Annotated in this window: 12 protein-coding genes; 9 read left to right on the top strand and 3 right to left on the bottom strand. The window is 61.1% G+C overall.

The annotated features are described in order from the left end of the window. Positions 1-104 precede the first annotated feature (104 nt). Complete coding sequence (locus AC1MDC_RS12665; protein ID WP_085697601.1) at positions 105-434, bottom strand: DUF1820 family protein; 330 nt, start codon at positions 432-434, stop codon at positions 105-107. Between the two features lie 132 nt (positions 435-566). Here AC1MDC_RS12665 and miaB point away from each other — a divergent pair, with 132 nt between their 5' ends. From miaB to lnt, 5 genes are all read left to right on the top strand, one after another. Continuing rightward, entirely contained in the window at positions 567-1,895 is a 1,329-nt protein-coding gene (miaB, locus tag AC1MDC_RS12660; protein WP_085697602.1) for a tRNA (N6-isopentenyl adenosine(37)-C2)-methylthiotransferase MiaB, read from the top strand. 123 nt (positions 1,896-2,018) lie between these two features. Next, positions 2,019-3,023, top strand: a complete 1,005-nt coding sequence (locus tag AC1MDC_RS12655; RefSeq protein ID WP_085697603.1) for a PhoH family protein — start codon at positions 2,019-2,021, stop codon at positions 3,021-3,023. After that, on the top strand, positions 3,016-3,510 hold the full coding sequence (gene ybeY / locus AC1MDC_RS12650) for an rRNA maturation RNase YbeY (protein WP_480393084.1): 495 nt from the start codon (positions 3,016-3,018) through the stop codon (positions 3,508-3,510). The genes AC1MDC_RS12655 and ybeY overlap by 8 nt, the downstream gene beginning before the upstream one ends. Positions 3,511-3,515: 5 nt before the next feature. Further along, positions 3,516-4,355 (top strand): HlyC/CorC family transporter, encoded by an 840-nt coding sequence (locus tag AC1MDC_RS12645; RefSeq protein ID WP_007909641.1) that lies wholly within the window; start codon positions 3,516-3,518, stop codon positions 4,353-4,355. A 14-nt stretch (positions 4,356-4,369) separates the two neighbouring features. Continuing rightward, the gene (lnt, locus tag AC1MDC_RS12640) at positions 4,370-5,893 is read left to right on the top strand and encodes an apolipoprotein N-acyltransferase (RefSeq protein WP_266200651.1); all 1,524 of its coding nucleotides are present in this window, start codon (positions 4,370-4,372) and stop codon (positions 5,891-5,893) included. 73 nt (positions 5,894-5,966) lie between these two features. Here the strand turns inward: lnt and AC1MDC_RS12635 are convergent, their stop codons facing one another. Both AC1MDC_RS12635 and AC1MDC_RS12630 read right to left on the bottom strand, forming a co-directional pair. Then, positions 5,967-6,746: a YdcF family protein gene (locus tag AC1MDC_RS12635; protein ID WP_480393083.1), complete on the bottom strand. Its 780-nt coding sequence runs from the start codon at positions 6,744-6,746 to the stop codon at positions 5,967-5,969. A 105-nt stretch (positions 6,747-6,851) separates the two neighbouring features. Then, complete coding sequence (locus tag AC1MDC_RS12630) at positions 6,852-7,175, bottom strand: hypothetical protein (RefSeq protein ID WP_011336088.1); 324 nt, start codon at positions 7,173-7,175, stop codon at positions 6,852-6,854. Between the two features lie 254 nt (positions 7,176-7,429). On the opposite strand from AC1MDC_RS12630, the gene leuS reads away from it, so the two are divergent. The 4 genes from leuS to arfA all read left to right on the top strand — a co-directional run bounded on the left by leuS (position 7,430) and on the right by arfA (position 12,109). Then, positions 7,430-10,036 carry a leucine--tRNA ligase gene (gene leuS / locus AC1MDC_RS12625; protein ID WP_085697607.1) on the top strand — a complete coding sequence of 869 codons (2,607 nt, stop codon included), beginning with the start codon at positions 7,430-7,432 and terminating at the stop codon, positions 10,034-10,036. An 87-nt stretch (positions 10,037-10,123) separates the two neighbouring features. Further along, positions 10,124-10,729: an LPS-assembly lipoprotein LptE gene (locus tag AC1MDC_RS12620; protein WP_085697608.1), complete on the top strand. Its 606-nt coding sequence runs from the start codon at positions 10,124-10,126 to the stop codon at positions 10,727-10,729. 39 nt (positions 10,730-10,768) lie between these two features. After that, entirely contained in the window at positions 10,769-11,806 is a 1,038-nt protein-coding gene (gene holA / locus AC1MDC_RS12615; protein WP_007958673.1) for a DNA polymerase III subunit delta, read from the top strand. Positions 11,807-11,944: 138 nt separating this feature from the next. Next, the gene (gene arfA / locus AC1MDC_RS12610; protein ID WP_007958672.1) at positions 11,945-12,109 is read left to right on the top strand and encodes an alternative ribosome rescue factor ArfA; all 165 of its coding nucleotides are present in this window, start codon (positions 11,945-11,947) and stop codon (positions 12,107-12,109) included. Positions 12,110-12,148 lie beyond the last annotated feature (39 nt).

Genomic DNA, 12,148 nt, shown 5'->3' with positions numbered 1-12,148 from the left:
ATAGATTTTTCTGGCCTCTTCGCGAGCAAGCTCGCTCCCACATTGGAATGCATTCCCCTGTGGGAGCGAGCTTGCTCGCGAATGAGGCGACTCGATCTTACGGTTTACTTCTCGGGCATCGGCACCGGGAACGGCATCACGTTGCCGACGCCGCCACGGGCTTCGGTGATCTTCGGTGTCCCCAGCCGCTCCACTTCATCGATGCGCACGATCGAATGCATCGGCACAAAGCTGCGCACCACGCCTTCGAACTGCGCCTTGAGCTTTTCTTCGCTCGGGTCGACGACCACTTGCGTGCGCTCGCCAAAGACGAACTCTTCCACTTCCAGGAAACCCCACAGATCACTTTGATAGATCTGCTTGGCGTACATTTCGAACACCTGGCCCTGGTTGAGGAAAATCACCTTGTAGATTGGAGCTTCGCGTTTGGTCATGGCGGGCGGACAACATCGGGGTAAAAATGAGGGCGCGAACTATAGCATAGCCACCGGACGCACAGCGGTAGGAACCTGGGGACATGTTCCCTATAATGCGCGGTTCTTTGAACCACGTGACGACCCTATTCCATGGCCAAGAAGCTTTACATCGAAACCCACGGTTGCCAGATGAACGAGTACGACAGCTCGCGCATGGTCGATCTGCTGGGCGAACATCAGGCCCTGGAAGTCACGGCGCGCGCCGAAGATGCCGACGTGATTCTGCTCAACACCTGCTCGATCCGCGAACGCGCCCAGGACCGGGTGTATTCTCAGCTCGGCCGCTGGCGCGAACTGAAACTGGCCAATCCGGACATGGTGATTGCCGTCGGCGGTTGCGTGGCCAGCCAGGAAGGCGCGGCGATCCGTGATCGCGCCCCGTACGTCGACGTGGTTTTCGGTCCGCAGACCCTGCACCGTCTGCCGGAAATGATCGACGCCGCGCGTATCAGCAAGCTGCCGCAAGTCGACGTCTCGTTCCCGGAAATCGAAAAGTTCGACCACCTGCCCGAGCCGCGCATCGACGGTCCGAGCGCCTACGTGTCGGTGATGGAAGGCTGCAGCAAGTACTGCACGTTCTGTGTAGTGCCTTACACCCGCGGCGAAGAAGTCAGCCGGCCGTTCGACGACGTGATCGCCGAGATCATTCATTTGGCCGAAAACGGCGTGCGTGAAGTGACCCTGCTGGGCCAAAACGTCAACGGTTATCGCGGGCTGACCCACGACGGTCGCCTGGCCGACCTGGCCGAACTGATCCGCGTGGTCGCGGCAGTCGACGGTATCGACCGCATCCGCTACACCACCTCGCACCCGCTGGAATTCTCCGACAGCCTGATCCAGGCACACGCCGAAGTGCCGGAACTGGTGAAGCACCTGCACTTGCCTGTGCAGTCGGGCTCGGACCGGATCCTGGCTGCGATGAAACGCAACCACACCGCGCTTGAGTACAAATCCAAGCTGCGCAAACTACGCGCCGCCGTGCCGGGCATCTGCATCAGCTCGGACTTCATCGTCGGCTTCCCGGGGGAAACCGAGAAAGATTTCGAACAGACCATGAAGCTGATTGCCGACGTCGGTTTCGATTTTTCCTACTCGTTCGTCTACAGCCAGCGCCCAGGCACCCCGGCCGCCGATCTGCCCGACGACACCCCGGAAGAACTGAAGAAAGAACGCCTGAACGCCTTGCAGCACCGTTTAAATCAGCAAGGCTTCGAGATCAGCCGACAAATGGTCGGTTCGGTCCAGCGGATTCTGGTAACCGACTATTCGAAGAAAGACCCCGGCGAGCTGCAAGGGCGCACCGAGAATAACCGTATCGTCAACTTCCGCTGCGATAATCCGACCCTGATCGGCCAGTTCGCCGACGTCCACATCGACGCGGCGCAACCGCACTCGCTGCGCGGCTCGCTGATCCAGTAACAGCGCAAGGAGACCGCGCCAGAGGGCTGAATCGGTGCCAGGCTTTTTAAGAGCTTTCGCACCCACGCCGCTGGCGTTATCCTTGATTTCATCCCAATTGCCCCAGGGCGGCTAAATACGACCTTGAACGCACCCATAGAACCTCATCGTTTCATCCTCGAGCCCTTTGAGGCTCGCCGCTTCGCCAATCTGTGCGGGCAGTTCGACGAGCACCTGCGGCTGATCGAACAGCGCCTGGCCATCGAGATCCGCAACCGCGGCAATCAGTTCGAGCTGATCGGCGAACCCAAGCACACCACTTCCGCGGAAAACCTGATTCGCCGCCTGTACCGTGAAACCAAGGGTTCAGAGCTGTCGCCGGATATGGTTCACCTGTTCCTCCAGGAATCGGCCGTCGAGCAACTGGACAACCACGCCCCCGCCGAAGCCTCCGTCGCCCTGCGTACCAAGAAAGGCATGATTCGCCCACGCGGCTTGAATCAGCTGCGCTACGTGAAGGAAATCCTCGGCAACGACATCAACTTCGGCATCGGCCCGGCCGGTACCGGCAAGACCTATCTGGCGGTGGCCTGCGCTGTGGATGCGCTGGAACGTGAGCAGATCCGCCGCATCCTGCTGGTGCGTCCGGCGGTCGAAGCGGGTGAAAAACTCGGTTTCCTGCCCGGCGACCTGTCGCAGAAGATCGACCCGTACCTGCGCCCGCTCTACGACGCGCTCTACGAGATGCTCGGCTTCGAATACGTGGCCAAGCTGATCGAACGTCAGGTGATCGAAGTCGCACCGCTGGCCTACATGCGCGGTCGCACGCTGAACAACAGCTTCATCATCCTCGACGAAAGTCAGAACACCACCGTCGAACAGATGAAGATGTTCCTGACCCGGATCGGTTTCGGCTCCACGGCCGTGATCACCGGCGACATTACCCAGGTCGACCTGCCACGCGGCACCAAGTCCGGACTTCATCACGTCATCGAAGTCCTGAAAGATGTGCCGGGCATCAGCTTCACCCACTTCCAGCCCAAAGACGTGGTGCGCCATCCGTTGGTGCAACGCATCGTCGAAGCCTACGAGCGATTCGAGACGCGACTGGCCGATGAAGCGCCAAAGGACACCCGCCACGATGCTTGAGCTTGATCTGCAAATCGCGACCCAAGCGTCTGCGCCGACCGAGGAAGAATTCCGCCAATGGTGCGAACTGTCCCTGCGCCAGCGCACTGCCGACTCGGAAATGACCATTCGTCTGGTCGACGAAGAAGAAGGTCGCGAGCTGAATCACACCTGGCGCCACAAAGATTACGCGACCAACGTCCTGTCCTTCCCCGCCGAAGTGCCCGACGAGTTTCTCGACATCCCGCTGCTGGGCGATCTGGTGATCTGCGTGGCGGTGGTCGAACGCGAAGCCGCCGAGCAAGGCAAGGAACTGAAGGCTCACTGGGCACATCTGGTCATTCACGGCTGCTTGCATCTGCTGGGTTACGACCATATAGATGACGAGGAAGCCGAGGAAATGGAAGCACTGGAACGCGAGTTGCTTGCCGAATTGGGTTATCCCGATCCGTACGCGGACGACGAAACCGAAACATCCCCTACTGTTACAACAAAGGATTCAGAGTAATCGCTATGAGCGAAGATCGATCGAGCAACGGGCAAAAGTCATGGCTGGGTAAACTGACCCAGGCTTTTGCTCACGAGCCGAAGAACCGCCAGGAGCTGCTTGAGCTGCTGCGCGATGCACATCAGAACAAACTGCTGGACAGCGAAGCGCTGGCCATCGTCGAAGGCGCCATCCAGGTGGCTGACCTGCAGGTACGCGACATCATGGTGCCGCGCTCGCAGATGATCAGCATCAAGGCGACCCAGACACCCCGCGAATTTCTCCCTGCCGTGGTCGACTCGGCCCACTCGCGCTACCCGGTCATCGGCGAAAGCCATGACGACGTGATGGGCGTGCTGCTGGCCAAGGATCTGCTGCCGCTGATCCTCAAGGAGAATGGCGACAGCTTCAACATCAAGGATCTGCTGCGCCCGGCCACGTTCGTGCCGGAGTCCAAGCGTCTGAACGTGTTGCTGCGTGAATTCCGCGCCAACCACAACCACATGGCCATCGTCATCGACGAGTACGGCGGCGTGGCCGGTCTGGTGACCATCGAAGACGTGCTGGAGCAAATCGTCGGCGACATCGAAGACGAGCACGACGTCGAAGAAGACAGCTACATCAAGCCGCTGCCCAGCGGTGATTTCCTGATCAAGGCCCTGACGCCGATCGAGAACTTCAACGAGTTCTTCGACAGCGAATTCTCCGACGACGAGTTCGACACCGTCGGCGGGCTGGTGATGAGCGCGTTCGGGCACTTGCCAAAACGCAACGAAATCACTGAAATCGGCGCCTATCGTTTCCGCATCCTGAACGCTGACAGTCGCCGGATTCATTTGCTGCGACTGACGCCAATCGCTCGTTAATTCTAAGGACTGAAATGCGCTGGACAACCCGCCCCGGCTGGCCCGGTAACCTGCTGGCCGTGGCGGCCGGTGCAATCACCACCTTCGCGCTGGCACCGTTCGATCTCTGGCCGCTGGCCCTGCTGGCGGTCGGCCTGTTCTATGCAGGCCTGCGCGAGCTGAGCCCGCGCCAGGCCTTGGGTCGCGGCTGGTGCTTCGGTTTCGGCCTGTTCGGCGCCGGCACCAGCTGGATCTACTACAGCATCCACCACTTCGGCGGCGCTTCGGTGCTGCTGGCCGGGTTCCTGATGCTGATCTTCACGGCGGCCATTGCCTGGTTCTTCGCCCTGCCCGCCTGGCTCTGGGCGCGCTGGCTGCGGCGTAACGAAGCGCCGGTGGCCGATGCCCTGGCCTTTGCGGCGCTGTGGGTGGGTCAGGAAGCGTTTCGTGGCTGGTTCCTCACCGGTTTCCCGTGGCTGTACTCCGGTTACAGCCAGCTCAATGGTCCGCTGGCCGGGCTCGCGCCGGTGGGCGGCATATGGCTGGTATCGTTTGTCCTGGCGCTGACCGCTGCACTGATCTACAACGCACCGCGCCTGCTGCAAACCCGCCGCAAAGCCTTCATTGCTGCCGGCGTGGTATTGCTGATCGGGCCATGGGTGGTGGGCATTGCCTTGAAAGGCCACGCCTGGACCAGTCCGTCAGGCGCACCGCTGAGCGTTGCCGCCATTCAGGGCAACGTCGCGCAAAGCATGAAATGGGATCCGGCCGAGCTCAACGCGCAACTGGCGCTGTACCGCGACCTGAGTTTCCGCTCCAAACCGGTGGACCTGCTGATCTGGCCGGAAACCGCCGTGCCAGTGCTCAAGGAGTCCGCCGAGGGCTACCTGAACATGATGGGCACCTTCGCCGCCGAGCGTAAATCGGCGCTGATCACCGGCGTACCGATCCGCGAAACGGTCCGTCACGAAAAACGCTTCTTCAACGGCATCACCGTGGTCGGCGAAGGCGATGGCACTTATCTGAAACAGAAACTGGTGCCGTTCGGCGAATACGTACCGTTGCAGGACATCCTGCGCGGGCTGATCGCGTTCTTCGACCTGCCGATGTCCGACTTCGCCCGCGGCCCTGCCGATCAGGCCCTGTTGCAGGCCAAGGGGTATCAGGTCGCACCGTTCATCTGCTACGAAGTGGTGTATCCGGAATTCGCCGCTGGCCTGGCGGCACGCAGCGATTTGCTGCTGACGATCAGCAACGACACCTGGTTCGGTACGTCGATCGGCCCGTTGCAGCATCTGCAAATGGCGCAGATGCGCGCGCTTGAAGCCGGACGCTGGATGATCCGCGCGACCAACAACGGCGTGACCGGGCTGATCAACCCGTTCGGACAGATCACCGAACGCATTCCGCAATTCGAACAGGGCGTGCTCTACGGCGAAGTGGTGCCGATGCACAACCTGACGCCGTATCTACAATGGCGCTCGTGGCCGCTGATCGTCCTGTGCGTGGTGCTGTTCGGCTGGGCGCTGATGACCAACCGGATGTCCAAGACTCTCTGAGAGATCGCCCGCTCCCACAGATGAACGCTGTGGGAGCGGGCTTGCTCGCGAAGGCGCCGTCAAGGACACCCCATCAATCGGCGGCGCCACGCCCTCGGTAGAACAGCGAGTAACCGATCTGCCCCACCGCCTCGTTCATCAACTGCCCGCTCTGCCAGATCGACTTGAATTCCGGCAGCCAGCCGCCAAACGGTCGCGCATTGTCAGTGCCAAGGAAACCGACCGGCGCCGGTACCACTTCAAATCCAGCCTGTTGATAACTCCACACCGCTCGCGGCATGTGCCAGGCCTGGGTCACCAGCACGATACGTTTGACGCCTTCCGGCAACAGCATCCTGGCGCTGAATTCGGCGTTTTCCCACGTAGTGCGGCTCTCCCCTTCCTGCCAGCGCACCGTCACACCGAAATCATTGCGCAACGAATCGGCCATCAATTTCGCTTCGGTCGGCGGCGTACCGTAATGCAGGCCACCGCTGGTCAGAATCGGAAGTCCGGACGCCTTGGCCAGTCGCGCCGCGTAACGCTGCCGTTCAAGCCCGACACCGGTCGGCTGATCTTCGCCCCAGGCCACATCGCCGCGCTCGCGACCGGAACCCAGCACCACAATCGCATCGGCGCGCTGTGCCAGATCTGCCCAAGCTTCGCGGGCCAGCGGCGGCTCGCGCTCCAGAGCCTTGGCGCCCCATTGCACGACCACCGGCAGACTCATCAGCAAAAACCCGCCAAAACCCAGGGCAAAACACAGCCCGGCCAGTCGCGGCCGCGAACGTCGCAGCCACCAGGCCGCCAGCAACAGCAGCAAAAGAAGGCCGGGCGGCAACAGCAGTTGTTTAATGAAATAACGAAAAGGCATCGAGCATCTCCAAAGATGCCCGAAGCCTAAGTGGGTTGATACAGCGCGACAACCAGTAGGGTCGGATCCTGTTGAAAAAGATCCGCTTTTTGACCTGCCATGCGTTTACTTGGCCTGCAGAGTCCGAACCTTGACGGCGTCTCTGCCGGGCGCCTTGTCCTTGAGCCAGATGACTTTGGCCGTATGGGCTGCATCGAGTTGTTTCACTGCTTGTGACAGGTATCCGTGGGTTTCACGCTCACTGCGATCCAGATAGGCCTTGACCAGTTTGAACTCGGCGGGACTCAAGCCACGCAATTCCAGCTCCAGGGGGCGCTCGTCGCGCAGCCTTCCTGCGGTTTTTGCTGCGTCCAGGGCCATCCCCAGACGATCGATCAACCGCTCGTACAACTCGGGTTTGGTAACGTTTTTTTGCTGTGACTCCACCATCCCTCACCTCATTGAAGATAAGACTCACTCCCCAGTTAGAGCTTAGCTTCGCTGCACAAACCGGCTGCACGCCGCGACCAACGGCCCTCGCCGCGATTTGAGCCGGTCAAACGGCTGCAATCAGGGTTTCCCTAGGCCAAGCGCGGTCATGTATGCTACGGCGCTTCCTGTAACTCCACTTCCAGCTCGTCCGGCACGCCCCGAACGTCGCATTGAAGAGGATTAGGCCACCCCTATCCAGTACAAAAGTAGCCATGCACGAACAATATCAACCCCGTGAAATCGAAGCCGCCGCCCAGTCGTTCTGGGACGAGCAAAAGTCCTTTGAAGTCAGTGAACAGCCAGGCAAGGAGACTTACTACTGCCTGTCGATGTTCCCTTACCCCAGCGGCAAGCTACACATGGGGCACGTGCGCAACTACACCATCGGCGACGTGATCTCCCGCTACCAGCGCATGCTCGGCAAGAACGTTCTGCAACCGATGGGTTGGGACGCCTTCGGCATGCCGGCGGAAAACGCCGCGATGAAGAACAACGTGGCCCCGGCCAAGTGGACCTACGAAAACATCGCCTACATGAAATCCCAGCTGCGCAGCCTGGGCCTGGCGGTGGACTGGTCGCGCGAAGTCACCACCTGCAAACCGGATTACTACCGCTGGGAACAATGGCTGTTCACTCGCCTGTTCGAAAAAGGCGTGATCTACCGCAAGAACGGCACCGTGAACTGGGACCCGATCGACCAGACCGTTCTGGCCAACGAGCAGGTGATCGACGGTCGCGGCTGGCGTTCCGGCGCGCTGATCGAAAAGCGCGAAATCCCGATGTACTACTTCAAGATCACCGCCTACGCGGATGAGCTGCTGGAGAGTCTCGACGAACTGACCGGCTGGCCCGAGCAGGTCAAGACCATGCAGCGCAACTGGATCGGCAAGTCGCGCGGCATGGAAGTGCAGTTCCCGTACAACGTCGAATCGATCGGCGAAAGCGGCACCCTGAAAGTCTTCACCACCCGTCCGGACACCCTGATGGGCGCAACCTACGTTGCCGTGGCAGCCGAACACCACCTGGCGGCTCTCGCCGCGAAGAACAACCCTGAGCTGCAAGCGTTCATCGCCGAATGCAAGGGCGGCAGCGTCGCTGAAGCCGACGTCGCCACTCAAGAGAAGAAAGGCCTGCCGACCGGCCTGTTCGTCGAGCACCCGCTGACGGGCGAAAAACTGCCGGTGTGGGTCGCCAACTACGTGCTGATGCACTACGGCGATGGCGCGGTCATGGCTGTGCCGGCGCACGACGAGCGCGATTTCGAATTCGCCCACAAGTACAACCTGCCGGTCAAATCCGTGGTCCGCACCAGCTCCGGTGAAACCAACCCGGCGCCATGGCAAGACGCCTACGGCGAGCACGGCACGCTGATCAACTCCGGCGAATTCGACGGTCTGGACTTCGCTGGCGCGTTCGACGCCATGGAAGTGGCCCTGATCAAGAAAAACCTCGGCGCCTCGCGCACCCAGTTCCGCCTGCGCGACTGGGGCATCAGCCGTCAACGCTACTGGGGCTGCCCGATCCCGATCATCCACTGCGATGCCTGCGGTGACGTGCCGGTGCCGGAAGATCAACTGCCGGTCGTCCTGCCGGAGGACGTGGTGCCGGACGGCGCCGGTTCGCCGCTGGCGCGCATGCCCGAATTCTACGAGTGCACCTGCCCGAAATGCGGCCAGCCTGCCAAGCGTGAAACCGACACCATGGACACCTTCGTCGAGTCGTCCTGGTATTACGCCCGTTACGCCTCGCCGCACTTCGAAGGCGGTCTGGTGGAAAAATCCGCGGCCGACCACTGGCTGCCGGTGGATCAGTACATCGGCGGTATCGAGCACGCCATTCTTCACCTGCTCTACGCGCGTTTCTTCCACAAGCTGATGCGCGACGAAGGCCTGGTGAGCTCCAACGAGCCGTTCAAGAACCTGCTGACCCAGGGCATGGTGGTCGCCGAGACTTACTATCGTCGTGAAGCCAACGGCGCCTACACCTGGTTCAACCCGGCTGACGTGGAACTCGAGCGCGACAGCAAGGCCAAGGTCATCAGCGCCAGGCTGATTGCCGACGGCCTGCCGGTGGAAATCGGCGGCACCGAGAAAATGGCCAAGTCGAAGAACAACGGCGTCGACCCTCAGTCGATGATCGATCAGTTCGGTGCCGATACCTGCCGTCTGTTCATGATGTTCGCCTCGCCACCTGACATGAGCGCTGAATGGTCCGACTCCGGCGTGGAAGGTTCGCACCGTTTCCTCAAGCGCGTATGGCGTCTGGCTCAGGCCCACGTCACTCAGGGCCTGCCGGGCAAACTGGATATCGCCAGCCTGAATGACGAGCAGAAAGTCATTCGTCGCGCGATCCACCAGGCGATCAAGCAGGCCAGCCATGACGTCGGCCAGAACCACAAATTCAACACCGCCATCGCTCAGGTGATGACGCTGATGAACGTGCTGGAAAAAGCCGCGCAAGCGACCGAGCAGGATCGCGCACTGGTTCAGGAAGGTCTGGAAACCGTGACGCTGCTGCTGGCTCCGATCACACCGCATATCAGCCACGAGTTGTGGAACCGCCTGGGCCACGCCGATCCGGTGATTGACGCCGCCTGGCCGGTGCTGGACGAAAGTGCGCTGGTGCAGGACAGCCTGACTCTGGTGATCCAGGTCAACGGCAAGCTGCGTGGCCAGATCGAAATGCCGGCCGCCGCCACCCGTGAAGAAGTCGAAGCGGCAGCCCGCGCCAACGAAAACGTGCTGCGTTTCGTTGACGGCCTGACGATTCGCAAAGTGATCGTAGTGCCCGGGAAACTGGTCAATATCGTCGCCAGCTAATTGGATCGGGCGTCAGGTGAGCCTGACGCCCAGTAAAACCTTTCGGGCCACAGAGTCGGCCCACATGGTTTCAAGGGGAGCAACACAATGATCAAACGCAATCTGCTGGTGATGGGCCTCGCCGTCCTGTTGAGCGCCTGCGGTTTCCAGCTGCGTGGTACCGGCACCAACGAACTGTCGATCAAGGAGCTCGATCTGAGCGCCCGCAACGCCTACGGCGAAACCGTGACGCAACTGCGTCAGGTGCTGGAGGCCAGCGGCGTCAAGATCGTTTCCGGCGCACCGTACAAGCTGTTCCTGGCCGATGAGCAGGAAAACCAGCGCATCCTCAGCTACGCCGGTGCCGGTCGTACTGGTGAGTACCAGGTGAGTACCGTGCTCTCATACGACATCCGTGGCGAAAACAACCTGCTGCTCAAAAGCGACAAGCTTGAAGTGCAGAAAGTGTTCATTCACGACGGCAACAACCTCGTGGGTTCCGACCAGGAAGCCAACGATGCCCGCCGTGAAACCCGTCGCGAGCTGGTACAGCGCATGATGCTGCGTCTGCAACAACTGACGCCGGCTCAGCTCGACGCTCTGCAGCAAACCGCCAACGCGCGGGCCAAGGCCGAAGCCGACGCCCTCGAAGCGGCGCAGAAGGCTGAAGCGGAAACCCCGCGTCAGTCGCCGCTCGAACTGCCGCAGCAGTAAGACGTTCGGGGCGCTCAGGCGCCCCGTTCGCCCTCTCTTATGAAACTCGCTCCCGCCCAACTCGGCAAACACCTGCAAGGCGCCCTTGCGCCGGTCTACATCATCAGCGGCGATGACCCGCTGCTGTGCCAGGAAGCTGCCGACGCCATTCGTTCCGCTGCCCGCCAGCAAGGATTCGACGAACGTCAGGTCTTCGCCGCCGACGCCAATTTTGATTGGGGGACGCTGCTGCAGGCCGGCGCCAGCATGTCGCTGTTCGCCGAAAAACGCCTGCTGGAACTGCGCTTGCCTTCCGGCAAGCCTGGTGACAAGGGCGCCGCCGCATTGATCGAATACTGCTCGCGCCCCGCAGAGGACACGGTGCTGTTGATCAGCTTGCCCAAGCTGGACGGCAGCGCGCAGAAGACCAAGTGGGGCAAGGCGCTGGTGGAAGGTCAGCAGACCCAGTTCGTGCAGATCTGGCCGGTGGACGCCAACCAGCTGCCGAGCTGGATTCGTCAGCGTCTGTCTCAGGCCGGCTTGTCTGCCAGCCAGGATGCGGTGGAACTGATTGCCGCGCGGGTCGAAGGCAACCTGCTGGCCGCTGCGCAAGAGATCGAAAAGCTCAAGCTGATGGCCGAGGGCGGGCAAATCACCGTCGAAACCGTGCAGGCGGCCGTCGCCGACAGTGCGCGCTTCGACGTGTTCGGCCTGACCGACGCAGTGCTCAACGGCGAACCGGCTCACGCCCTGCGCATGCTCGAAGGGCTGCGCGGTGAAGGGGTCGAGCCGCCGGTGATCCTTTGGGCTCTGGCCCGGGAATTGCGCCTGCTGGCCAACATCTCGTTGCAATACAGCCAGGGAACGCCGCTGGACAAGTGCTTCAGCCAGGCCAAGCCGCCCGTCTGGGACAAGCGCAAACCGCTGATGAGCAAGGCTCTGCAACGCTATTCGGCGCAACGCTGGGCGCAATTGCTGCTTGAAGCACAGCGCATCGATGCGCAGATCAAGGGGCAGGCAGCCGGTTCGCCGTGGATGAGCCTGAGCCGGTTGGCGCTGCTGATGGCCGGTCAGCGCCTGACATTGCCTGCCGAATGAAATCCGGGATCGCGCTGCGATCCCGTTTTTTATCAAGTCCGTTTCCTACAGAACATTGCGCCCTCCGTCCTATAGACAGACGCCCGAGATCGGCAGATGATCTGCCGCGCATAATCTCACTCAATCGAGAGCATCCTCATGAGCAAAAAGCCATCGAAACATGGCCACAACAAGGCCAAATCCATCGTCGCCCAACCCCTGTTCCGCAGCCGCCAGGAACGACCCACCAAGGGTAAAGGCAGCTACCGCCGCGAAGCCTTCCAGTCTGACAGCTGGGAGGCTTCTTACTTTCTGGCCGCTTGAAGCGCAGCACCCCTTCCTCATGTTAAGGTCTGCACCTGA

The organism is Pseudomonas sp. 1, from assembly GCF_056626735.1.
Note: the sequence above shows the minus strand (reverse complement) of the source record. Positions and strands in the feature narration are given on the sequence as shown.